Origin of the sequence: Agrococcus terreus, assembly GCF_014645235.1 — a bacterium.
Lineage (GTDB): Bacteria > Actinomycetota > Actinomycetes > Actinomycetales > Microbacteriaceae > Agrococcus > Agrococcus terreus.
Genome location: NZ_BMLM01000001.1, coordinates 546,034 through 568,860, shown reverse-complemented (window position 1 = coordinate 568,860; position 22,827 = coordinate 546,034). Strand labels below are relative to the sequence as shown.

At 74.3% G+C, this 22,827-nt stretch carries 23 protein-coding genes; 6 read left to right on the top strand and 17 right to left on the bottom strand.

What is annotated here, in order from left to right; genetic code table 11:
- Positions 1-219: 219 nt before the first annotated feature.
- Positions 220-1,491, bottom strand: a complete 1,272-nt coding sequence (locus tag IEW90_RS02850; RefSeq protein WP_188715840.1) for an ABC transporter substrate-binding protein — start codon at positions 1,489-1,491, stop codon at positions 220-222.
- A 228-nt stretch (positions 1,492-1,719) separates the two neighbouring features.
- On the opposite strand from IEW90_RS02850, the gene IEW90_RS02845 reads away from it, so the two are divergent.
- Entirely contained in the window at positions 1,720-2,868 is a 1,149-nt protein-coding gene (locus IEW90_RS02845) for an AI-2E family transporter (RefSeq protein WP_188715838.1), read from the top strand.
- Between the two features lie 14 nt (positions 2,869-2,882).
- Here the strand turns inward: IEW90_RS02845 and rarD are convergent, their stop codons facing one another.
- Both rarD and groES read right to left on the bottom strand, forming a co-directional pair.
- Positions 2,883-3,800 carry an EamA family transporter RarD gene (rarD, locus tag IEW90_RS02840; RefSeq protein ID WP_188715836.1) on the bottom strand — a complete coding sequence of 306 codons (918 nt, stop codon included), beginning with the start codon at positions 3,798-3,800 and terminating at the stop codon, positions 2,883-2,885.
- 101 nt (positions 3,801-3,901) lie between these two features.
- Entirely contained in the window at positions 3,902-4,198 is a 297-nt protein-coding gene (groES, locus tag IEW90_RS02835; protein ID WP_188715834.1) for a co-chaperone GroES, read from the bottom strand.
- Between the two features lie 172 nt (positions 4,199-4,370).
- Here groES and IEW90_RS02830 point away from each other — a divergent pair, with 172 nt between their 5' ends.
- Positions 4,371-5,534: a class I SAM-dependent methyltransferase gene (locus tag IEW90_RS02830; protein WP_188715832.1), complete on the top strand. Its 1,164-nt coding sequence runs from the start codon at positions 4,371-4,373 to the stop codon at positions 5,532-5,534.
- A gap of 89 nt (positions 5,535-5,623) precedes the next feature.
- Here IEW90_RS02830 and IEW90_RS02825 read toward each other — a convergent pair whose 3' ends face one another.
- From IEW90_RS02825 to glmS, 9 genes are all read right to left on the bottom strand, one after another.
- A complete protein-coding gene (locus IEW90_RS02825; protein WP_188715830.1) occupies positions 5,624-5,905 on the bottom strand; it encodes a hypothetical protein in 282 nt (93 codons plus the stop codon).
- 3 nt (positions 5,906-5,908) lie between these two features.
- Complete coding sequence (locus tag IEW90_RS02820) at positions 5,909-6,991, bottom strand: hypothetical protein (RefSeq protein ID WP_188715828.1); 1,083 nt, start codon at positions 6,989-6,991, stop codon at positions 5,909-5,911.
- Positions 6,992-7,147: 156 nt separating this feature from the next.
- Positions 7,148-7,525, bottom strand: a complete 378-nt coding sequence (locus tag IEW90_RS02815; RefSeq protein ID WP_188715826.1) for a DUF4190 domain-containing protein — start codon at positions 7,523-7,525, stop codon at positions 7,148-7,150.
- A 257-nt stretch (positions 7,526-7,782) separates the two neighbouring features.
- On the bottom strand, positions 7,783-8,847 hold the full coding sequence (gene tsaD / locus IEW90_RS02810; RefSeq protein WP_188715824.1) for a tRNA (adenosine(37)-N6)-threonylcarbamoyltransferase complex transferase subunit TsaD: 1,065 nt from the start codon (positions 8,845-8,847) through the stop codon (positions 7,783-7,785).
- Positions 8,844-9,287 carry a ribosomal protein S18-alanine N-acetyltransferase gene (rimI, locus tag IEW90_RS02805; protein WP_188715821.1) on the bottom strand — a complete coding sequence of 148 codons (444 nt, stop codon included), beginning with the start codon at positions 9,285-9,287 and terminating at the stop codon, positions 8,844-8,846. The genes tsaD and rimI overlap by 4 nt, the downstream gene beginning before the upstream one ends.
- Complete coding sequence (gene tsaB, locus IEW90_RS02800) at positions 9,284-9,862, bottom strand: tRNA (adenosine(37)-N6)-threonylcarbamoyltransferase complex dimerization subunit type 1 TsaB (RefSeq protein ID WP_188715819.1); 579 nt, start codon at positions 9,860-9,862, stop codon at positions 9,284-9,286. Before tsaB ends, rimI begins: the two co-directional genes overlap by 4 nt.
- Positions 9,859-11,721, bottom strand: a complete 1,863-nt coding sequence (gene tsaE, locus IEW90_RS13780; protein ID WP_229679461.1) for a tRNA (adenosine(37)-N6)-threonylcarbamoyltransferase complex ATPase subunit type 1 TsaE — start codon at positions 11,719-11,721, stop codon at positions 9,859-9,861. The genes tsaB and tsaE overlap by 4 nt, the downstream gene beginning before the upstream one ends.
- Positions 11,721-12,086: a holo-ACP synthase gene (locus IEW90_RS02780; protein WP_188715816.1), complete on the bottom strand. Its 366-nt coding sequence runs from the start codon at positions 12,084-12,086 to the stop codon at positions 11,721-11,723. The genes tsaE and IEW90_RS02780 overlap by 1 nt, the downstream gene beginning before the upstream one ends.
- A 65-nt stretch (positions 12,087-12,151) precedes the next feature.
- Positions 12,152-13,996, bottom strand: a complete 1,845-nt coding sequence (gene glmS, locus IEW90_RS02775; protein ID WP_188715814.1) for a glutamine--fructose-6-phosphate transaminase (isomerizing) — start codon at positions 13,994-13,996, stop codon at positions 12,152-12,154.
- Positions 13,997-14,030: 34 nt separating this feature from the next.
- Here glmS and coaA point away from each other — a divergent pair, with 34 nt between their 5' ends.
- Positions 14,031-14,963, top strand: coding sequence for a type I pantothenate kinase (gene coaA, locus IEW90_RS02770; RefSeq protein ID WP_229679460.1), 933 nt, complete (start codon positions 14,031-14,033; stop codon positions 14,961-14,963).
- 6 nt (positions 14,964-14,969) lie between these two features.
- Here coaA and IEW90_RS02765 read toward each other — a convergent pair whose 3' ends face one another.
- Positions 14,970-15,947, bottom strand: a complete 978-nt coding sequence (locus IEW90_RS02765; RefSeq protein WP_188715810.1) for an EamA family transporter — start codon at positions 15,945-15,947, stop codon at positions 14,970-14,972.
- Positions 15,948-16,054: 107 nt separating this feature from the next.
- On the opposite strand from IEW90_RS02765, the gene IEW90_RS02760 reads away from it, so the two are divergent.
- Complete coding sequence (locus IEW90_RS02760; protein WP_188715807.1) at positions 16,055-16,594, top strand: CGNR zinc finger domain-containing protein; 540 nt, start codon at positions 16,055-16,057, stop codon at positions 16,592-16,594.
- Positions 16,595-16,677: 83 nt separating this feature from the next.
- The gene (locus IEW90_RS02755; RefSeq protein ID WP_188715805.1) at positions 16,678-18,045 is read left to right on the top strand and encodes an APC family permease; all 1,368 of its coding nucleotides are present in this window, start codon (positions 16,678-16,680) and stop codon (positions 18,043-18,045) included.
- A gap of 70 nt (positions 18,046-18,115) precedes the next feature.
- On the opposite strand, the gene glmM is transcribed toward IEW90_RS02755, so the two are convergent.
- The 4 genes from glmM to IEW90_RS02735 all read right to left on the bottom strand — a co-directional run bounded on the left by glmM (position 18,116) and on the right by IEW90_RS02735 (position 22,041).
- Positions 18,116-19,468, bottom strand: coding sequence for a phosphoglucosamine mutase (gene glmM, locus IEW90_RS02750; protein ID WP_188715803.1), 1,353 nt, complete (start codon positions 19,466-19,468; stop codon positions 18,116-18,118).
- Between the two features lie 2 nt (positions 19,469-19,470).
- On the bottom strand, positions 19,471-19,950 hold the full coding sequence (gene rpsI / locus IEW90_RS02745) for a 30S ribosomal protein S9 (protein ID WP_188715801.1): 480 nt from the start codon (positions 19,948-19,950) through the stop codon (positions 19,471-19,473).
- Positions 19,951-19,970: 20 nt separating this feature from the next.
- A complete protein-coding gene (gene rplM, locus IEW90_RS02740) occupies positions 19,971-20,417 on the bottom strand; it encodes a 50S ribosomal protein L13 (protein ID WP_188715799.1) in 447 nt (148 codons plus the stop codon).
- Positions 20,418-20,613: 196 nt separating this feature from the next.
- Positions 20,614-22,041 (bottom strand): DivIVA domain-containing protein, encoded by a 1,428-nt coding sequence (locus IEW90_RS02735; RefSeq protein WP_188715797.1) that lies wholly within the window; start codon positions 22,039-22,041, stop codon positions 20,614-20,616.
- A 131-nt stretch (positions 22,042-22,172) separates the two neighbouring features.
- Here IEW90_RS02735 and IEW90_RS02730 point away from each other — a divergent pair, with 131 nt between their 5' ends.
- The gene (locus IEW90_RS02730) at positions 22,173-22,823 is read left to right on the top strand and encodes an HAD hydrolase-like protein (protein WP_188715795.1); all 651 of its coding nucleotides are present in this window, start codon (positions 22,173-22,175) and stop codon (positions 22,821-22,823) included.
- Positions 22,824-22,827: the final 4 nt, after the last annotated feature.

Below are 22,827 nucleotides of genomic sequence, written 5' to 3'. Positions count from 1 at the left end.
GAGACGCGGCCGGCAGCGCCGGCAGCTCCTCGACCAGCGGAGAGGCGCAGGTGGTCTCGAGACGCGGCCGGCAGCTCCTCGACCAGCGAGACGAACAGCGGTACGGCGACCGCTGGGGGCGGTCAGCGGTGCGGAAGGGCATCCAGCGGAGGAGCGACCGACGGCGCACGCACGAAGAGGGCCCCGCCGGAGCGGGGCCCTCTCGTGGTGCAGGTCAGATCACTCGTTGAGCGAGCCGAACTCCGCGTTGAGGAAGGTGTACTGGTTGTCGGCACCGTACTGGTAGATGCCGATGTACGCCTCGGTCGGGTCGCCGTTCTCGTCGAAAGTGATGGGGCCGGACGGACCGTTGTAGTCGATGTCCTCGCCATCGGCGATGAGCTGCAGGCACTCCGCCACCTCGGTGCACTCGGTGCCGCCCTCGGAGACCGACTGCAGGTTGTCGCGGATGGTGATCGAGTCGGCCGAGCCGCCCTGCGCCGCGGCGAGCGCAGCGAGGATGACCGCGTCGTACGACTCGGGGCCGTACGAGAAGTCGGTCAGCGACGGGTCGATCTCGAGCAGGCGGTCCTGGAAGGTGTCGTCGGCCGGGTTGCCGGGCAGCGTGCCCTTGGCGCCCTCGAGCGTGCCCTCCGCGAACTCGTACGAGTTCGAGAGGTTGCCGTCGACGAAGTACATGCCGGCGGACGGGAACCCGTTCGTCACGAGCTCCGGCACGATCTGCGCCGTCTCGGCGAAGGCGATGATCGCGATCGCGTCGGGCTGCGCGTTGACGACCGTCTGGACGACGGTCTGGAAGTTCGTGTCGCCCGGGTTGTACAGCTCGTTGGCGACGACCTCGCCGCCGGCCGCCTCGACCGCCGCCTGGGCGTTCGACTGCAGGCCCGTGCCGTACGGGTCGTTGAGCGTGATGAAGCCCACGCTCGCGGCGCCGTCCGAGACCATGAGGTTGCCGAGCACGCGGCCCTGCAGCACGTCCGACGGCGCGGTGCGCCAGTAGAACCCGTCGTCCTCGTAGTCCGAGAAGTCGGGCGACGTGTTCGCCGGCGAGATCTGCACGACCTGCGCGTCGACGAGCTGGTCGATGAAGGTGAACGAGACGCCCGACGACGCAGCACCGATGACGACATCGGCACCGGCCTGGATGAGCTCGCCCGCCGACTGCGTGGCGATGTCGGTCGTGGTGTCGCCGGAGTCGCGCTCCTCGTGCGTCACGTCGAACTCGTAGCCCGCGGCCTCGAGGTCGGCGACCGCGAGGTTCACGCCCGCGAACTCGGGCGGGCCGAGGAACGCGAGGTTGCCGGTCTGGGGCAGGATCGAGCCGATGACGAGCGAGGTGTCGACCTCGCCGCCCTCGTCGGGGCCTGCGGAACCGGACGGTGCGGGCGCGCCGCCGCCGGAGCAGGCGGCGAGCAGCAGCACGCCGGCGGTCGCGGCGCCGAGCGCCGCGAGCCGACGGGGCTTGCCCGTGGTGCGAAGGAAGGACTGCATGGTGCTCCTCATGTGCTGGAGTTCGTCCGCTGGCGCGGACGGTTGCATTCACAGTAGGCGAGGAACACTCGTGGGAACGCAGGTTTGCGTTACGTCCTGGTAACGGTCTTGGCGCACGCGCGGACCCTTCCGGCCCGGTCGGAGCGGCCTCCTCCCGCGGGCTCAGGATTGACCCAGCGGGAGGTTCAGGCGACCCCGGATAGCGTCGACCGCACGAAGGGGGCACGCATGTTCTGGAGGAGCCGCGCCACGAGGCGCGAGGCAGGATCGACGGCCGCGGCCGCCGTGCCGTCGGAGGCAGCAGCCTCCCTGTGGCAGGACGGCTTCGGCAGGTTCGCGACGCGCGCCCTGCAGGGCATCATCGTCCTCATCGCCGTCGCCGCGGTCGTGTTCGCGATGACGCAGCTCTCGCTCGTCATCATCCCCGTCACCATCGCGCTCATCCTCGCCTCGGCCTTCGAGCCGGCGATGCGCTGGATGCGTGCGAAGGGCGTGCCGAGCCTGCTCGCCACGACGCTCGCGCTGCTCGGCATCGTCGTCGTGCTGGGCGGGGTGGTCTGGCTCATCGTCAGCGCCGTGCGCTCGCAGTTCGGCGAGCTCGCCGAGCAGGCCACCGAGGGCTTCGACCGGGTGCTCGAATGGGTCTCGACGCTGCCCTTCGCACCGACCGACGAGCAGATCCAGCAGGCGCGCGACGCGATCGTGGAGTTCCTCACGAGCGCCCAGTTCGGGTCCGGCGCAGTCGCGGGCGTGAGCGCCGCTGCGAGCTTCGTCACGGGCCTCGTGCTCATGGTCGTCGTGCTGTTCTTCTTCCTCAAGGACGGGCCGCGCATCTGGGAGTTCCTGCTGCGGCCGTTCGAGGGCGCGGCCTACGAGCGCGGCACGCGCATCGGCCGCCGGACCGTCGACACGCTCGGCGGCTACGTGCGGGGCACCGCCACGGTGGCGCTCGTCGACGCGGTCGGCATCGGCGTCGTGCTCGCGTTCGCGCAGGTGCCGCTCGCACTGCCGCTCGCCGTGCTCGTCTTCCTGCTCGCCTTCGTCCCGATCGTCGGCGCGACGCTCGCGGGCGCGCTCGCGACGCTCGTCGCGCTCGTCGCCAACGGGCCGATCGTCGCGCTCGTCATCCTCGCGGCCGTGATTGCCGTGAACCAGCTCGAGGGCAACTTCCTGCAGCCCGTCGTCATGGGACGCACCCTCAAGCTGCACGCCCTCGTCGTGCTCATCGCGCTCACGATCGGCACGGTGCTCGGTGGCATCGTCGGCGCCGTGCTCTCGGTGCCCGTCGCCGCCGTGGCGTGGGGCATCGTGCAGGTGTGGGACGGCGAGGACCGGCCCGCCCGCATGTTCCGGCAGAAGCGCCCCGAGATCGCCTAGGCCCCTGGTCCGCGCTACGCGGCCGCGGGCTCCGGCCGCGGCCTGCGCATCCGACGCCGGAGCAGCTCGATCGAGACGAGCACGAGCGACGCCCAGACGAGGCCGAAGCCGATCCAGCGCTCGAGCGGCATGGGCTCGTGCATGACGAATGCGCCGAAGAGGAACGAGATGATCGGCGCGAGGTACTGCGTGAAGGCGAGCGCCGTGAGCGAGACGCGGCGCGCGGCGGCCGCGAAGGCGAGCAGCGGCACCGCGGTGACGAGGCCGAAGCCGGCCGTCGCCCACACGCCGACCGCGCCGTTGGCGCCGAGCGTGACGCCGCCGAGGGCGATGGCGACCCCCATCATGACGAGCGCGGCGGGCAGCGCCGCCACGGTCTCGATCGTGAAGCCGGAGAGGGCGTCGACCTCGCCCGAGAGGCGCTTCTTGATGAGGCCGTAGAACCCGAACGAGACGGCGACCGTGAGGCCGACCCACGGCACCTCGCCGTACGCGACGACCATGACGAGCACACCCACCGCGCCGACGGCGACCGCGGTCCACTGCAGCGGCCTGAGCCGCTCGCCGAGGAACAGCACGGCGAGCACGACGCTCACGAGCGGGTTGAGGAAGTAGCCGAGGCTCGTCTCGAGCACCCTGTCGCTGAGGATGCCGACGACGAAGGCCGTCCAGTTGGCGAGCACGGTGAGGCCCGCGAGCGACAGGAGGCCCAGGTCTCGGCGGCTGCGCGCGACGGCGGCGAGCCTGGCCCAGCCCCGGGTGATCATGACGAGCGCGACGGCGACGACGACGGAGGCGACGAGCCGCCAGCCGATGAGCTCGAAGCCGTCGATGCCGCGCATGAGCTGCACGTAGACGGGCACGACGCCCCAGAAGGCGTAGGCGAAGACCGCGTAGCCGATCCCGGCCCGGGTCCGATCCGGCTCTCCCATCGTCGCTCCTCACGCGCATCCGGGCCTGCCGCGGCTCCGGGTGGAACCGCGACGGCGGCGCCCCCGATCGGGGGCGCCGCCGCGTCAGCTGCTGCTGGCTGTCAGCGCTCGACGATCGCGAGCACGTCGCGCGCCGAGAGGACGAGGAACTCGTCGCCGCCGAACTTCACCTCGGTGCCGCCGTACTTCGAGTAGAGCACGCGGTCGCCGACGGCCACGTCGACGGGGACGCGGTTGCCGTTGTCGTCGAAGCGGCCGGGGCCCACGGCCACGACCTCGCCCTCCTGGGGCTTCTCCTTGGCGGTGTCAGGGATGACGAGGCCGCTGGCGGTCGTCGTCTCGGCCTCGACCTGACGGATGACGATGCGGTCCTCGAGCGGCTTGATGGAAACCGACACGGTTGCCTCTTTCTTGTCAGACTGTGGGGCGCGTCCGGATGGGCCGGACACCAGAGCGAGCCTACGCCGCGCGCTGGCACTCGGTCAACATGAGTGCCAGCCGTTCGCCCGCGGCGGACCTCGCGCGCGGACGCCCCGCGGGCAGGCCGGCGCGCGATGCCAGGATGGTGCGATGGACGTCGACGAGCTGCGGCTGCTGCTGACCCGCGAGGGCCTCGCGCTGCTCGACCGCGTGGAGGCGGGGCTCGGCGAGCGCGACGTCGTGCGGGAGGTCGCGCGGCTGCGCGCCGAGGGCCACGACCCGCGGCTCGTCGCCGCCGTGCTCACCCAGGCGCGCCTGCGCCGTCGCGCCGCCGGGCGGTTCGGCGAGTTCGCCGGCGCCATGCTCTTCACCGAGGCCGGGCTCGAGCAGGCGACCCGCCTGCGGGTCGCGGCGCACCACGCGGGCCGGATGCGCGAGGCCGGCATCCGCTCGGTGGCCGACCTCGGCTGCGGCATCGGCGCCGACTCGCTCGCGTTCGCGACGCTCGGCCTCGAGGTGACGGCCGTCGAGCGCGACGAGGCCACCGCGGCGCTCGCCGCGTACAACCTCGCGCCCTGGTCGGCGCGCGTGGTCCACGGCGACGCGCTCGAGACCCCCGTCGACGCGGAGGCGCTGTGGTTCGACCCGGCCCGGCGCGACGGCGCGACCCGGCTCGCCGACCCCGCCGACTGGTCGCCCGCGCTCGACGCGGTCCTCGCGCGCGCCGCCGAGCGGCCCGCCGGCGTGAAGCTGGCCCCCGGCATCGACCGCGCGCTGCTGCCCGCCGACGCGGAGCTCCAGTGGGTGACCGACGCGGGCGAGACGGTCGAGACGGTGGTGTGGACGGGCGCCCTCGCGCGCGCCGGCGTGCCGCGCAGCGCCCTCGTGCTCTCGGACGCCGGCGCGGCCGAGCTCGTCGGCGAGCCGCAGCACCCCGAGCAGGGCGAGCTCGGCGAGTGGCTCTACGAGCCGGCCGGCGCCGTGATCCGGGCCGAGCTCATCGGCGCGCTCGCCGAGCGGATCGGGGCGCGCGGCGTGAGCGACGGCATCGCCTACCTCTCGGCCGACGCCCACGTCGAGACGCCGCTCGCGCAGGCCTTCCGCGTGCGCGAGACGATGCCGCTCGACGAGCGGCGCATCGCGCAGCGGCTGCGGGAGCTGGGCATCGGCGAGCTCGAGATCAAGAAGCGCGGCGCCGACCTCGACCCGGCGGCGCTGCGGAAGCGGCTCAAGCTGCGCGGCGACGCGCGGGCGACGCTCATCGCGACGCGCATCGCCGGGCGGCACCGCGCGATCCTCGCCGACCGCCCCTGACCCGAGCGGCCCTGAACCGAGCGGCCCTGAGGCGACCGGCCCTGAGGCGACCGGCCCCGAGGAGCCCGCCCTCGACGGACCGCCCGCGCCTACGCGGCGCGCAGCGGCTCGAGGAACGCGGCCACGGCCAGGATCAGCAGCACGAGCCCCACCACCGTGCCGAGCGCTCCGGCCAGCACCGCGACGAGCGGCCAGGGCCGGTCCTCGCGGCGGTCGACGAGCCCGACCGCACCGCACACCGCGCCGGCGAACGCGAGCGGCAGCCCGAGCCCGCTCGCGAACGACGCGAGGAGCCCGAGCCCCGACAGCACGAGCGCGAGCGCCGTGAGCGACGACAGCCTGCCGCCAGCGGCCGGAGCGGGATCGAGCACGGCTCAGAACGCCGAGTAGTACTCGATCCAGGCGATCGCGTTGACGATGTTCACGGTGAAGAGGATCGCCGACGCGAGCGCCGCGACGGCGCCCACGATGCCGGCGATGAGCGGCCACGGCTTGGCCTCGGGGTTCTTGCGCACGGCCACGAAGCCGAGGATCGCGCCCGCGAGGGCCGGCAGGAGGCCGAGGCCGAACGCGAGCGTGCCGAGCACGCCGAGGCCCGTGAGCACGAGCGCCCAGACGGTGATGCCCTTGAACCTGCGCTGCGCCGGCGCCTGGCCGTACCCCTGCTGGCCGAAGCCCTGATCGCCGTAGGCAGCCGCCTGCCCGTAGGCGGGCTGGCCGTACGACTGGCTGTAGGCCGGATCGGCGGGCGCGCTCTGGTCGTAGGGCTGCTGGCCGTATGCCTGCTGACCGGGCGCCTGCTGGCCGTAGGCGCCCTGGTCGTAGCCCTGACCGGGCTGCGCGTAGGGCGCGCTCTGCTGCCCGTAGGCCGGCGCGGACTGCTGCCCGTAGGCCGGCGCGGACTGCTGCCCGTAGGCCGGCGCGGACTGCTGCCCGTAGGCCGGCGCGGACTGCTGCCCGTAGCCGGGCGAGGCCTGCTGGCCGTAGGGGTCCTGGCCGTAGGCGGGCGCGGCCTGCCCGTACGGGGCCGAGGCCTGTCCGGCCTCCGACTGCGCGTGCGACGCCTGCTCGGGAGCGCCGTATCCCGGCGCCGAGTGCTGCGGGGCCTGGCCGTAGGCGGGGGCGCTCTGCGACTCCTGCCCGTACGCCTGGCCGTGGGAGCCGGAGGCGGGCGCGGCCTGCTCGGGCGCGGGCTGGCCCCAGTGCTGGCCGTAGTCGGGCTGCTGCGGCGCCGCGGGCTGGGCCGCCTCAGGTGCCTCGTGCCCGGCGGCGGTCTGCTCGGCGGCAGGCTGCGACCAGTGCTGCTCGGCCTGCTGCGGCGCGGGCGCCTCGGGCGCCTGGCCGAACGACGGCGCCTGCTCCGGCTGCTGCCCGAAGTCGGCGGCGGGCTGCGCCTCGCCGTCCTGGCCGTCGGGACGGCGGAAGCGGTCGTCGGTCGGGGGGTGCTGATCGCTCACGAGATCCTCCTGGGGCGCACGGGCTGCGCGTCGCACGGGCCGAGGCACGGCTGCGCGAGGCCACCGTACCGCGCGTCCGTCGGCGGAAGCCTGGATCCGGGCCGAGGATCGTCACGCGTCGTCACGCCGGCCGGACCGCGCCGCGGCGCCCGCCGGTCAGACGCCGAGCGCGGGACCGAGCTGCTCGATGAGGCGGGTGAAGAGCGAGACGCCCGTGACGGCCATCGACACGATGCCGACGATCGTCGCGCCGCCGAGCGCGATGGCCCAGATCGCGAGCAGCCGGCCGTCCTCGCCGGAGCGGCGGATGCGGCCGAGCGCGATCGCGCCCAGCACGATGCCGGCGATGCTGCCGAGGCCGAGCAGCACGGTCGTGCCGGTCGCCGAGGCGATGATCGCGAGCACCGCGAGCAGGTCGGTGCGGGGGCCGGGGTGCGTGGGCGAGCTCCAGCGCTGCGCGGGCTGCTGCGGCCGCTGCCAGCCGGGCTGCGGCGCACCGAGGGGCACGCCGTGCTGCGGCCAGGCGCCCTGCACCCGGCCGACCTGCGGAGGACCGGCCTGACCCGGATGGGCGGGCGCCCATGCCTGCTGGGGCGGCGGCGCCTGCACCGGCATCGGTGGACCCGGCGCGTGCTGCGCAGCGGCCTGCTGCCCGGCCCCCTGCGGTCCCGGCTGCCACGACGCGCTCATCCGCTCCCCCTGCTCGCGCTCCCCGGGCGTCCGCCCGGCCTGCCGCTCCAGCCTCCCACGGACGCCTGTGCGTCGCGCCAGCGTCGGCCGCGCCGTGGCGCTCAGGCGTCGACGACCTGCACGACGCTCGCGTCGAGCGTCGACTCGGCCGCGAACCCGAGCGGGCTCGGGCCGTCGCCGCGCGCGACGAGCATCGCGCCGACCGCGGCGATCATCGCGCCGTTGTCGGTGCAGAGGTCGAGCGGCGGGATGCGCAGCGCGACGCCGGCGGCGGCGCAGCGGTCGACCGCGACCTCGCGGAGGCGCCGGTTGGCGACGACGCCGCCCCCGAGCAGCAGGCGCGGGATGCCGTGCTCGGCGCACGCGTCGAGCGCCTTGGCGACGAGCACGTCGACGACCGCCTCGCGGAAGCTCGCCGCGACGTCGGCGGTCGCGAGCGGCTCCCCCGCGGCCTCGGCGCGCTCGACGTGCCGCGCCACCGCGGTCTTGAGGCCCGAGAACGAGAAGTCGAAGCGGTGCCGCTCGCGGTCCTTCGGCGCCGTCAGCCCGCGCGGCAGCCGCACGGCCGCGGAGTTGCCGCCGACCGCGGCGGCGTCGATCGACGGCCCGCCCGGGTAGCTGAGCCCGAGCAGCCGCGCGGTCTTGTCGAAGGCCTCGCCCGCCGCGTCGTCGATGGTCTCGCCGAGGAGCTCGACGTCGCCCGCGAGGTCGCGCACGAGCAGCAGCGAGGTGTGGCCGCCCGAGACGAGCAGCGCGATGGTCGGCAGCTCGAGCGGCTCGCCCGACAGGACGTCGGCGGCGACGTGCCCGACCAGGTGGTTGACGCCGTACAGCGGCAGGTCCCGCGCGGTCGCGAGGCCCTTCGCGGCGCCGATGCCGACCATGAGCGCGCCCGCGAGGCCCGGCCCCGCGGTGACCGCGATCGCGTCGACCTCGTCGAGGTCGAGCCCGGCGTCGTCGAGCGCGGCGCGGATGGTGGGCTCCATCGCCTCGAGGTGCGCACGGGCAGCGATCTCGGGCACGACGCCGCCGAAGCGGGCGTGGAGGTCCATCGACGACGCGATCCGGTTCGCGAGCAGCTCGGTGCCGCGCACGATGCCCACGCCCGTCTCGTCGCAGCTCGTCTCGATGCCGAGCACCACCGGCGCCCGCTGCTCCGCGCTCATCGCGCCTCCCGCTTCATCACCACGGCGTCCACGTCCTCCGGCTGGTAGTACCGCGGCCGCATCCCGATCTCGCGGAAGCCGACGGATGCGTAGAGGCGCCGGGCCACGTCGTTGTCGGCCCGCACGTCGAGGAAGAGCTCGCGCACGCCGCGCCGGCCTCCCTCGGCGAGCAGCTCCTCGAGCAGGGCGCGGCCCGCGCCGCGGCCGCGCGCCTCCTCCGAGACCGCGATCGTCTGCACGTCGCCCTCGACGCCGACGGCGCGCAGGCCCGCGTAGCCGAGGATCCTGCCGTGCTCGTCGAGGGCCACGACGTAGCGTCCCCACTCGCTCGCGAGCTCCTGCGCCATCGTGGAGCGGTCCCACGCGCTCGGGCCGAACGACGCCTGCTCGATCCGCATGATGTCATCGAGGTCGGCCGGGTCGGCGGTGCGGAGGATCACGATCGCCCCGCCGTCGGCTGGCTGACGCGCTTGGGGCCGGCGGAGGCGACCGCGTCGGCCTCGCGCAGGTAGAGCGCCTGCTCGATGCGGGCGGCGCCGCGCGCGGCGGCGCGGGCGAGGAGCGCGGCGTCGATCGCGTCGGCGTCGATGCGCGCGAGGCCCGGGCGCCCGGGATCCGGCACGGCGTCGGCGGGGGCGAGGTGCGGCCCGTCGACGACGAGCCCGGCCTCGACGAGGCTCCAGGCGCGCTCGCGGCGGCGGACGTCGGTGGTGACCTGCGCGTCGCCCTGGGTCACGCCCGCGTGGCTCGCGACGCCCTCGCACGGCACGCCGAGGCCCAGGGCGACGGCGCGGGCCGCCGCGATGCCGACGCGGAGCCCGGTGAACGCGCCCGGCCCCATGCCGGCGACAACGAGCTCGATGCGGTCGCGGCGGCCCTCGAGCGCGCGCTCGAGCATGCCGCCCAGGTGCTCGGCGTGGCGCCGGGCGTCGTCCGCGCGCTCGGCGAACACCACCTCGTCGCCGTCGAGCACGGCGACCGAGGTGCCCAGCGAGGTGTCGACGGCCAGGATCACGATGCTCCTCCTCGAGCGAGCGCGCGCATGCGCGCCCCGTCCCACGCGGGCCCGCGCCCGCTGATGCGCACCTCGCGCGGCGAGTCCTCCTCGTCGTCCGCGTCGGGGCCCGAGCCGCGGGCGATCTCGACGAGCAGCCGGCTCTCGAGCGCGTGCTCGAGCGGAGCGCCCCACTCGGCGACGGTGATGGCGCCCTCGAGGTCGAGGTCGAGGTCGTCGAGCTCGGCCTCGTCGCCGAGCCGGTACGCGTCGACGTGCTGGAGGTCGGGTCCGGCCTCCGTGCGGTGCGTGCGCGCGATGACGAAGGTCGGGCTCTGCACGGTGCCCCGCGCGCCGAGCGCTCGGCCGATGCCGCGCGTGAGGGTGGTCTTGCCCGCGCCGAGCGGGCCGACGAGCAGCACGGCGTCGCCGGCGACGAGCGCCGCGCCGATCCGCTCGCCGAGCGCCTCCATCGCGTCGGCGTCGTGCACGGTGCCCGCGAGCTCGACGGCGACGCGCGGCCCGATCATGCCCGTGAGCTCGGGCGCCGAGGCGTGCTCGATCGCCACCGGGTCGCCGACCGCGGCGTCCGCGCCGCCCAGGTCGAGCACCAGCTGGTCCATCGCGATGCGGCCGCGGACGGGGCGGGCGGCGCCGTCGAGCGCGACCGGTCGGCCGGTGGCGCTGCGGGTGACGCCGTCGGCGTAGCCGAGGCCGACGAGCGCGAGCGTCGTGGGGGCGGCGGTGACGTACGTGCCGCCGTAGGAGACGCCGAGGCCGCCCTCGACGCGCTTGACGCCCACGAGCTCGCCGAGCAGCCGGCGCGGCTCGCCGTCGAGCCCGAGCTCGAGCGCCCGTCGGGGTGCGAGGCCCTCGGCGGGGCGGACGACGTCGGCGCCGCGCGCCGCGGCGCCCATGCGCGTCACGACCTCGTAGCCGATCGTGCCGGCCGCCTCGGCCCAGTCGTCGACGCTCGGCTCGCCGCGGGCCGGGTCGCCCCACAGCACCGCCTCGCCGTCGAGCGGCAGCGCGGAGCGGTCGAGCGGCTGCACCTGGAGGCCGCACGGGTCGACCGCGAGCACGCGCGCGCGCCGCGAGCCGACGAGCAGCGGGGCGCCGATCGCCGGGAGCAGCCCGGCGTCGAGGCCCGCGTCGGCCCGGCCGCCGGCGAGGTCGACGACGACGCGCATCGCCGGGCGCAGGCCCAGCTCGGCGGCGCCGCAGCCGCCGCTCGGCCCCTCGGGATCGACGCCGTACGCGGCCATGCCGATGCGCACCATGTCGAGCCGCGCCTCCGGCAGCGCGATGGCGCCGGCGGAGTTCGCGATGTGCCGCACGACCGGCCCGAGGCCGGCGAGCCCGACGGCGGCGAGGAGGTCGGCGACCTGCGCGCGGTCGGCCTCGCGGCTCGTGCCTGCGAGGTGCGACATGATGCCGCGGATGCGCGCGCCGCCGGCCGCGAGCGCCGCGGCGCGCGCGAGCACCTCGGCGCGGTCGCCGCGGGCGACGCCGTTGCGGCCGAGCCCGGTGTCGAGCTTGAGGTGGATGGCCGCGCCGGCCGCAGCGGCGGCCTCGAGCTGCGCCATCGAGCTCACCGCGACCTCGACGTCGCGGTCGGCGGCGACGCGCAGGTCGACGCCCGGCGCGTGCAGCCACGCGAGCACGGGGGCGTCGATGCCGGCGTCGCGGAGCGCCACGGCCTCCGCGAGGTCGACGACGCCGAGCATCGTCGCGCCGCCCTCGAGCATCGCCCGCGCGGCGAGCACCGCGCCGTGCCCGTAGCCGTCGGCCTTCACGACGCCGCAGACCGGCACGCCGACGCGCTCGCGCAGCAGCGCGACGTTCGCCGCGATCGCGGCCGGGTCCACCTCGACGCGCATCACGACTCCGCGATGACCGTCGCGGTCGCCACGCCCGCGTCGTGGCTCATGGAGACGTGCACGCGCGCCGCGCCGATCGCCCTGGCGCGCTCGGCCGCCGTGCCGCGCAGGTCGAGGATCGGCTCGCCCTCCGGGCCCGTGACGACCGCGAGGTCGACCCAGCGCATCCCCGCGGTCGCGCCGAGCGCCTTCCGCGCGGCCTCCTTCGCGGCGAAGCGGGCGGCGAGCGAGCGCAGCGGCCGCTCGCGGCCGTCGACGACGAGCTCGTCGGGCGCGAACAGCCGCTCCTTGAGGCGCGGCGTGCGCGACACCGCCCGCTCGAAGCGCGCGAGGTCGACGACGTCGACGCCGAGACCCACGATCATCCGCGGGCCTCCGCCATCCGGTGCTCCATCATCGTCGGCGCTCCGTCATGCCTCGCGCCGGGCGCTCACTCGACCGTGACGGACTTCGCCAGGTTGCGCGGCTGGTCCACGTCGAGGCCCTTCGCGGTGGCGAGCTCGAGGGCGAAGATGTGCAGCGGCACGACCTGCAGCACCGGCTCGAGCATGGGCAGCGTGAGCGGCACGCGCAGCACGATGTCGGCGTACGGCAGCACCGCCGCGTCGCCCGCCTCGGCGACGACGATGACCCGGGCGCCGCGGGCGCGGATCTCCTGGATGTTCGAGACGATCTTGGAGTGCAGCAGCGGCTCGTGGCGCGGGCTCGGCACCACGACGAACACGACCTGGCCGGGCTCGATGAGCGCGATCGGGCCGTGCTTCAGCTCGCCGCCGGCGAAGCCCTCGGCGTGGATGTAGCTGATCTCCTTGAGCTTCAGCGCGCCCTCGAGCGCCACGGGGTAGCCCACGTTGCGGCCGAGGAAGAGCACCGAGCGGGTGTCGCTCATCCAGTGCGCGAGCTCCTTGATGGGGTCCTGCTCGGCGAGCACCTGGCGCAGCTCGTCCGGCAGCTCCCGCAGCTCGCCGACGACCTCGGCGATCGCCGCGTCGTCGATCGTGCCGCGCACCTTCGCGAGGTGCAGGCCGAAGAGCAGCTGGCCGATCACCTGCGCGAGGAACGCCTTCGTCGACGCGACCGCGACCTCGGGGCCGGCGTGCGTGTAGAGCACGGCGTCCGACTCGCGCGGGATGGTCGAGCCCTGCGTGTTGCAGATCGAGAGCGTCCGGGCGCCCTGCGCGCGGGCGTGCTGCACGGCCATCTTCGTGTCCATCGTCTCGCCCGACTGCGAGATCGAGATGACGAGCGTGCGGGGCGTGAGCACGGGGTCGCGGTAGCGGAACTCGTGCGCGAGGTCGACCTCGACCGGGATGCGCGCCCACGTCTCGATGGCGTACTTGCCCACGAGGCCGGAGTAGGCCGCCGTGCCGCACGCGACGATGACGATGCGGTCGAGGTCGCGGAGCACCGCGTCGTCGAGCGCGCCCAGCTCGAGCGCGACCGAGTCGTCGACGAGGCGGCCGCGAAGCGTGTTCGCGACGGCCTCGGGGCCCTCCGAGACCTCCTTGGCCATGAACGACGTCCAGCCGCCCTTGTCGGCGGCCGAGGCGTCCCAGTCGACCTCGAAGCGCTTGGGCTCCACGGGGGCGCCCGAGAAGTCGACGACGCTCGCGCCCTCGGGCGTGATGGTGGCGACCTGGTCGTTGTCGAGCGCTGCGGCGCTCGCCGTGTACTTCACGAAGGCGCTGACGTCGGAGCCGAGGAACTGCTCGCCCTCGCCGAAGCCGACGAGCAGCGGCGAGTTGTGGGCGGCGCCGACGACGACGCCCGGCTGCTCCTGGTGCACCGCGAGCAGCGTGAACTGGCCCTCGAGGCGGCCGACGACCTGGAGCATGGCGCTCGTGAGGTCGCCCGTCTCGCGGAACGCGCGGCCGAGCAGCTTCGCCGCCGCCTCGGTGTCGGTCTCGCTCTCGAATGCCTCGCCCGCGGCCTCGAGCTCGGCGCGCAGCGCCGCGAAGTTCTCGATGATGCCGTTGTGGATGAGCGCGAGCCGGCCCTCGTCGCCGAGGTGCGGGTGCGCGTTCTGGTCGGTGGGGCCGCCGTGGGTCGCCCAGCGGGTGTGCCCGATGCCGATCGAGCCCTCCGGCAGCGGCGCGCTCTCGAGGCTCTCGCGCAGCACCTTCAGCTTGCCGCCGCGCTTGCGCGACGCGACCGCGTCGTCGGCGACGACGGCGATGCCGGCGCTGTCGTACCCCCGGTACTCGAGCCTGCTCAGGCCCTCGAGGAGGACCTCGACCGTGTTCCGCTCACCCGTGTACCCGACGATTCCGCACATGGGCCCGATCCTAGCGGCGCTAGGCTCGCGTTCGATGTCGCACCCCATCCTCTCGCCGTTCGTCGAGATCGAGCGCGCCGACTGGGCCCGGCTCGCCCCGCGCACCCCGAACCCGCTCACCGAGGCGGAGGTCCGGCGGCTGCGAGGCCTCGGCGACCGGCTCGAGCTGCGCGAGGTGGCTGAGGTCTACCTGCCGCTCTCGCGCCTCGTGAGCCTCTACCAGGAGTCGGCGGCGCGGCTGCACCGCGAGACGACCGCGTTCCTCGGCGCGAAGGCCGAGCCGACGCCGTTCGTGATCGGCGTCGCCGGCTCGGTGGCGGTGGGCAAGTCGACCACCGCGCGCCTGCTGCAGGAGCTGCTGCGCCGCTGGGAGGGCTCCCCCAAGGTCGACCTCATCACCACCGACGGCTTCCTGCACCCGAACCGCGTGCTCGAGGAGCGCGGCCTCATGGGCCGCAAGGGCTTCCCAGAGTCGTACGACCGGCGCGCGCTGCTCGGCTTCGTCTCGCGCGTGAAGTCGGGCGAGGCGGAGGTGCGCGCCCCCGTCTACTCGCACCTCACCTACGACATCCTCCCCGACGACGAGATCGTCGTGCGGCGGCCCGACATCCTCATCGTCGAGGGCCTCAACGTGCTGCAGCCGCCGCCCTCGAGCGCGCACCTGGCGGTCTCGGACCTCTTCGACTTCTCGATCTACGTCGACGCCCGCACGAGCGCCATCCGCGAGTGGTACGTCGAGCGCTTCTTCGCGCTGAAGGCCGGCGCCTTCCAGGACCCGCTGTCCTACTTCCACCGCTTCGCCGACCTCACCGACTCGCAGGCGCGGGCGTACGCGCAGGAGGTGTGGGACTCCATCAACGGCCCGAACCTCGTCGAGCACATCGTGCCGACGCGATCGCGCGCCGACCTCGTGCTGCGGAAGGCCGAGGACCACACGATCCGCTCGGTGCTGCTGCGGAAGGTCTGAGCCGGCTCAGTCGCCGGGCGCGGCGCCCGGCACCTGCTCGGCCACCGGGTGCACCGGCGTCGCGTGGACCGCGTGCTTCGGCACCCTCGCCTGGCCGAGCTTCACGAGCACGACGCCGCCGATGATCGCCGCGGCGCCGAGCGCCTGCACCGGCGTCGGCAGCAGCGCGAGCAGCAGCGCCGTCCAGAGGATGCCGAACATGGGCTCGGCGTAGCCGACGAAGCTCGCGAGCGTCTGGCCGAGGCGGCGCGCGCCGAGGATGCCGAGCACGTACGCGGCCGCGGTGGCGACGAGCACGAGGATCACGACCGCGACCCACACGGGCACGGTCGCGCCCGCGAGCACGACCGGCGCGCCGTTCAGCGCGATCGGCAGCACGCCCATCGCGGCGGCGACGCCGAGCGCGAGGGCGCCGACGGCGAGCCCCAGGCCCGCGAGCGCCACGGGCGGCAGCTCGGTGGTCGTCGAGGACGCCGCCGTCCAGTAGGCGGCGTTGCCGACGGCCGCCCCGAGCGCCAGCAGCACGCCGAGCGGGTGGAGCGCGTCGCCGCCGATGCCCGAGACGAGGGCGAGGCCCACCACCGCGACCGCGGCGCCGACGAGCGTGAGGCCCGGCGGCACGCGCCGCGTGGTCGCCCAGCCGAAGCCGACGAGCAGCACAGGGCCGAGGAACTCGATGAGCAGGGCGAGCGCGGGCGAGATGTAGGCGACCGCGCTGAAGAAGGCGAGCTGGCAGAGCGCGACCGCCATGAGGCCGAGCACGAGCACCTCCTTCCACGACCGGAGCACCGCGCCCCAGCGACCGCGCAGCAGCCAGAGGGTGGGCGCGGCGAGCGCGACAGCGCCGCCGCCGATGCGCACGAGCGTCACCGCTCCGGACGACCAGCCGGCCTCGAGCATCGATGCCGCGACGATCCCGGAGACGCCGAAGGAGGCGGCGCTGCCGAGCGCGAGGGCGAGGCCGGCGGAACGACGATGCTGCATGGCTCACCCGCGGGGTCGAGAGGGCTACGATCGTGCTCTGGCGACCGCGGCACGATGTCACGGCCGTCGGGCCTGACAGTCGCGATCCTAGTCGGGAGGACGTGCGCGTGACGCTCCACTATCCGCATGAGGTCGTGCGCACCATGGAGTTCGTCGCGGCCCTGTGCAACGGGCGGCGCGAGGGCGAGCTCGACAGCGCCGCGAGCCTGCGGCGGCTCTGCGCCGAGTGGGCGTTCCCGGGCGCGAGCGGCGCCTCCCGCTCGGATGCCGCGGCGACCTGGGCGCACGTGCCGACGATCGAGGCGATGTGGGACGCCCCGCGCGACGCCGTCGCCGGGATGGTCAACCGCGTCTTCCGCGAGGCCGACGCGCGCCCCCACCTCGTGCGGCACGACGGGCTCGACTGGCACCTGCACGGGCTGCAGGCCGGCGCCCCCGTCGCGGACGCGATCGCGGTCGACGCGGCGATGGCCTTCACCGACCTGGTGCGCGCCGACGACACCGACCGCTGCAAGCGCTGCGGCGACGACCGCTGCGCGAGCATGTTCTTCGACCGGTCCCGCAACCGGTCCCGCCGCTTCTGCTCCACGACGTGCCAGTCGCGCACGAACGTAGCGGCGTTCCGGGCTCGCGCCAGCGCGGCCTGAGGCGGCGCGCCCGGGCCCCGGCGCGCCGCGCGATCGATCCGTGGGATCGACCTGCCAGGCGATCCGTGGCAGTGTGGTCGCTCATGTCCGAGACGACGATGGCCGAAGCGCCAAGCAGCACGAAGCTCAAGCGCGGGATCACCACGCTCCTCCTCTTCTTCTTCATCGTGGGAGACACCCTCGGCGCCGGCATCTACACGCTGGTCGGCACCATGGCGGGCGACGTCGGCGGCGCGATCTGGCTGCCGCTCATCCTCGCCCTCGTGCTCGCCCTCCTCACGGCCGGCACCTACGCCGAGCTCATCACCAAGTACCCGCACGCGGGCGGCGCCGCCCGGTTCGCGGAGCGCGCCTTCAAGACGCCGTACGTGACGTTCCTCATCGGCTTCCTCATGCTGTCCTCGGGCATCACGACGTCGGCCGCGCTCGCGAACGCCTTCGCGGGCGACTACTTCCAGGCGCTGCTGCCCGACATCTCGCCGATCCCGGTGACGCTCGTGTTCATCGCCCTGCTCATCGTCGTGAACCTGCGCGGCGTGCGGGAGTCGCTCATCGCCAACGTCGGCGCGACGCTCATCGAGATGACCGGCCTCATCATCATCATCGCCGTCGCGGCCATCGTCATCGGCGGGGGCGGCGGCGAGCCCGAGCGGCTCACGACCTTCGCCGAGGGCGTGCCCCCGCTCACCGGCGCGTTCGCGGCGACCATCACGGCCTTCTTCTCGTTCCTCGGCTTCGAGGCCGCGGCGAACATGGCCGAGGAGGTCAAGAACCCGAGCCGCTCCTACCCGCGCGCGCTCTTCGGCGCCATCATCACCGCGGCGGTCGTCTACCTGCTCATCGCGATCGGCGCCGCGATCGTCGTGCCGACCGAGCAGCTGGCCACCTCGGAGGGCCCGCTGCTCGAGGTGATCCAGGCCTCCGGCCTCGCGTTCCCGTCGTGGCTGTTCGCCATCATCGCGCTCGTCGCGATCGGCAACGGCGCGCTGCTGTTCATGGTGATGGCGTCGCGCGCCACCTACGGGCTCGCCGAGGCGAAGCTGCTGCCCCGCGCCTTCGGCGCCGTGCTCTCGAAGCGCCGCACGCCGTGGGTCGCGATCCTCGTCGTGGGCATCGTGACGATGGCGATGTCGTTCATCGGCGACGTCGGCACCCTCGCCGACACGACGGTGCTGCTGCTCGTGCTCGTGTTCATCTCGGCGAACGTGTCGGTGCTCGTGCTGAAGAAGGACCAGGTCGCGCACAAGCACTTCACGGCGCCGCGCATCGTCTCGGTGCTCGCGCTCATCGCCTCCGTGGCCCTGCTCACGCAGCAGAGCCTGCAGACGTGGCTCATCGCCGGCGGCTACATCGTCGTGGGCACGATCCTGTTCCTCATCGCGCGCGCCGCCCGCCGGCGCGAGTACGCGCGGGGCACCGCGGAGCCGACCCGGGCCATCCCGCTCGAGTGACGCGCCGCGGCGCCTCCGTCGCAGGACGAAGGCCCGGCCCCCTCGTGGGCCGGGCCTTCGTCGTGATCGGCTAGGCGCTGACGCCGAGCTCGGCGCGCACGAGCTCGGCGAGCTCGTCGGCGATCGACTGCGCGACGTGGTGCTCGTGCGCCTCGACCATGACGCGCACCATCTTCTCGGTGCCGGAGGGGCGCAGCAGCACGCGGCCGTTCGAGCCGAGCTCGGCCTCGGCGCGCGCGACCGCATCGGCGATCGGCTGGTTGCCGCGCAGGCCCAGCCGGTCGACGCCCGAGACGTTCACGAGCACCTGCGGGAAGACCTGCATGACGCTCGCCAGCTCGGCGATGGTGCGCCCGGAGCGCACCATCTCCGCGGCGAGCTGGAGGCCCGTGAGCACACCGTCGCCCGTCGTGGCGTGCTGGCTGAAGATGATGTGGCCCGACTGCTCGCCGCCGAGCGCCAGCCCGTACTCGCCGAGCGCCTCGAGCACGTAGCGGTCGCCGACGGCCGTCTGCACGAGCTGGATGCCGTGCTCGTCCATCGCGACCTTGAGGCCGAGGTTCGACATGACCGTCGCGACGAGCGTGTCGTCGGTGAGCAGGCCGCGGCGCTTCGCGGCGACCGCGAGGATCGCCATGATCTGGTCGCCGTCGACCACGTTCCCCGCCGCGTCGATCGCGAGGCAGCGGTCCGCGTCGCCGTCGTGGGCGATGCCGAGGTCGGCGCCGGAGGCGACGACGAGCTCGCGCACCTGCTCGAGGTGGGTCGAGCCGACCTCGCGGTTGATGTTCATGCCGTCCGGGTCGTTGCCCATGACCGTCACCCGGGCGCCGGCGTCCGCGAACGCGCGCGGACTGACGCCGGCGGCTGCGCCGTGCGCGCAGTCGAGCACGACGTGCAGGCCCTCGAGGCTCACGTCGAGCGTGCCGAGCAGGTGCAGCAGGTAGCGGTCCTCGGCGTCGGCGAAGCGCGCGATCGTGCCGACCTCGGCACCGATGGGGCGAAGCGGAGGCGCGACGAGCGCGGCCTCGATCTCGTCCTCGACCGCGTCGGGCAGCTTGCGGCCGCCGCGGGCGAAGAACTTGATCCCGTTGTCGGGGGCCGGGTTGTGGGACGCCGACACCATGACGCCGAAGTCGGCGTCGATCGACGCCACGAGGTAGGCGGCCGCGGGCGTCGGGATGACGCCCGCGTCGAGCACGTCCACGCCGCTCGACGCGAGGCCCGCGGCGACCGACGCGACGATGAACTCGCCCGAGATCCGCGGATCCCGCGCCACGACGGCGACAGGGCGCCGCGACTCCTGCCGGGCTGGTCGCCCGAGCACGAGTGCGGCGCCCTGTGCGAGCGCCAGCGCCGATTCCGCCGTGATGTCGTGGCCTGCGAGGCCACGCACTCCATCCGTGCCGAAGAGGCGCGACACGATCAGCGCTTCGAGTACTGCGGCGCCTTGCGAGCCTTCTTGAGACCGGCCTTCTTGCGCTCGATGACGCGGGCGTCGCGCGAGAGGAAGCCGGCCTTCTTGAGCTCGGGCCGGTTGTTCTCGGCGTCGATCTCGTTGAGCGCACGGGCGATGCCGAGGCGGAGCGCGCCGGCCTGGCCCGAGGGGCCGCCGCCCGAGATACGGGCGATCACGTCGTAGGAGCCGTTCAGCTCGAGGAGCGTGAAGGGGTCGTTGATGAGCTGCTGGTGCAGCTTGTTCGGGAAGTAGTCCTCGAGCGTGCGGCCGTTCACCGTGAACGAGCCGGAGCCGGGGACGAGGCGCACGCGGGCGATGGCCTGCTTGCGACGGCCCACGGCGGCGCCGGGGATGTTGACGACGCGCGGGGCCTTGGGAGCCTCGGCGGCGGGCGTCTCGGTCGAGAAGCTCTCGGGAGCCTCGATGGAGTCTGCGATCTTCGCCATGTCTGTGGTCTCCTCGCGCCCTACTGGGCGACCTGGTCGAACGTGTAGGGGGTCGGCTGCTGCGCCGCGTGGGGGTGCTCGGGGCCCGCGTAGACCTTGAGCTTCTTGATCTGGGCGCGGCCGAGCGAGTTCTTCGGCAGCATGCCGCGGATCGCCTTCTCCACGGTGCGGACCGGGTAGCGGTCGAGCATCTCGGCGTAGCCGGTGGCCTTGAGGCCGCCCGGGTAGCCCGAGTGGCGGTAGGCGACCTTCTTGGCGAGCTTCTGGCCCGTGAGCGCGACCTTGTCGGCGTTCACGATGATGACGAAGTCGCCCATGTCCATGTGGGGGGCGAACGTCGGCTTGTGCTTGCCGCGGAGGATGGCGGCGACGTGGCTGGCCAGGCGGCCGAGGACCACGTCGGTGGCGTCGATGACGACCCAGTCGTGCTGGACGTCGCTCGCCTTGGGCGAGTAGGTGCGAGTCATGTGTGCCTCACTGTCGAATGGATGGTCGTGAATCCCGCTCCATGGTGTTCCCGCACGAGGTGCTGGAACGGTCCGGTGGAGGGCGCATTCGCGGGCGCGCAGGCAGCGCGCACCAAGGGTCGAGACTACAGGGCGCCGGGATGCCCGGTCAAGGCACCGGCGCGCCGCGCGAGGACCGCCGCCCCGGCGGTCGACCTCAGCGGTCGATCGACGGGTCGTACTCCTCGGTCTCCTCGTGCCACACGACGTCGACCGACTGCTGGCGCGTAGCCGCCCCGTCGTCGAGCGGCTCGCCCTCGACGGCCTCGTCGACCTGCAGCGCGAGGGCCTCGAGGTCGTCCTGCTCGGGGGCCGGCGCCGTGAAGCCGTCCTGGACGACCTCGCGGTCCTCCGCCGCGACCGCGACCGTGCCCGCGGCGGCGGCGCCCGCGGCCGCCGAGCCGCTCGCGGTGCGCCCGTCGGCCTCCTGCCCGGCCGCCGACCACGTGCGCGGGTCGGCCGCGTCCGCGATGCGCATGAGGGACTGCACCTCGGCCATGAAGCCCGTGAGCTGCTGCTGCTGCCAGCGCAGGCTGCGGGCGCGGTCCTCCGCGTCGCGCAGCACGTCCTTCGTGTGGCCCGTCACGGCGTCGACGATCGCCTGCGCCCGGCCGCGGGCCTCCTCGAGCATCGCCGCCGCGCGCGCCTTGGCGCTCGCCTCGACCTGCGCGGCCTGCGCCTTCGAGAGCTGCTCGTAGGCCTCCGACTGGTCGGCGACGTGCGCGGCGTGCGCGAGCGCCGAGGCGACCTTCTCGTTGGCGTCGGCCGTCACGCGCTCCGCGTGCGCGACCGCCTGGTTGTGGAGCCGCAGGAACTCCTGCTGGGCGTCGTCCTGCCGGCGGGTGAGCGCCGCGTCGAGCTCGACCCGACGCGCCTTCGCCTCGCGGACGACGCGGTCGGCGTCGAGCTTGAGGTCGTCGGTCTCGCGGGTCGCCTGCGCGCGCAGCGCCGCGGCGGCGCGCTCGGCCTCGCCGAGCAGCACCTGCGCCTCGCGGTCCGCCTGCGACACCTTCTCGCCCAGCGAGCCGAGCTCCGTCTCGATGCGCGCGCGGTGCGCCGTCTGCTCCGTCTCGGAGCGGCGGCGGATGAGCTCGGCCTCGTGCTGCGCCTCCTGCAGCACGCGCGCGGCCTCGTCCTTCGCGTCCTTCCGGATGCGGTCGCGCTCGGCGTTCGCGTCGTCGAGGATGCGCTGCGAGGTGGTCGAGGCGTTCGAGACGAGCGTCGACGCCTGGTCCTCGGCGACGCGCAGGATCTCGGCGAAGCGCACGCGCGTCTGCCGGCCCTCGCCCTCGTCGGCCCCGTCGGTCCCCTCGACCCCCTCGCCGTCGCCGTCGCCGTCGCCGTCGAGCGTCTGCACCTGCTGCGCGAGGCGCAGCATGCGCGCCTCGGCCTGGTCGGCGCGCGCCACGGCCGCGTCGAGGTCCTCGGTGAGGTGCTGGATGCGCGCCTCGGCGTCGAGGTCGGAGGTAGCGCGGGCGCTGCGCGCCTCCTCGAGCGCCGCGCGCAGCTGCGCGAGCGACTCGTCCACCTGCGTACGGTCGTACCCGCGGAAGACCTGATCGAACTCGGTCGCCTGCTCCGACATGTCTGCTCCGGCTCCTGCCGGACCCCCGCCGGCACGACCATCCTAGGGAGCGGCGTGCACGGCGCCCAGCCGTCCCCCGAGCCCCCGCATCCAGCCGTGCGGCACCCGCGGCCTGCGAGGATGGGGGCATCATGCACGGCATCGTCTTCGACCTCGACGGCACCCTCACCGACTCGCAGCCCGGCCTCCTCAAGAGCCTCCGGCACATGCACGACGCCGTCGGCTGGGAGCAGCCGAGCGAGGCGGAGCTCGTGCGCTGGCTGGGGCCGCCGCTCGTCACCGTGCTCACCGAGGCCGGCCACGAGCCGGAGGTGGTCGAGCGCGCGATCGCCGCGTTCCGCGTCGCGCAGGCCGACGGCGGCCTCGTCGACTCCACGCTCTACGACGGCATCGACGGCCTGCTCGCCGAGCTCGACGCCGCGGGCCGGCCGCTCGCCGTCGCGACGCACAAGATGCAGTTCGACGCCGACGCGGTCATCGACCACTACGGCCTGCGGCACCGCTTCCGCGGCGTGCACGGCCGCGTTCCCGGCGAAGCCGGCCACTCGAAGGCCGAGGTCATCGCGCGCGCGATCGCCTCGGTGGGGCTGCCGGCCGCGGAGGTGGTCATGGTGGGCGACCGCATCAACGACATCGCCTCGGCGCGCGAGCTCGGCGTCCGCACGATCGGCGTCGCCTACGGCTACGGCGGCCTCGAGGAGCTCGCGGCCGCGGGGGCCGACACGATCGTCGACGACGTCGACGGCCTGCGGCGCGCGCTGCTCGAGCGCGCCGCAGCCTGACGCC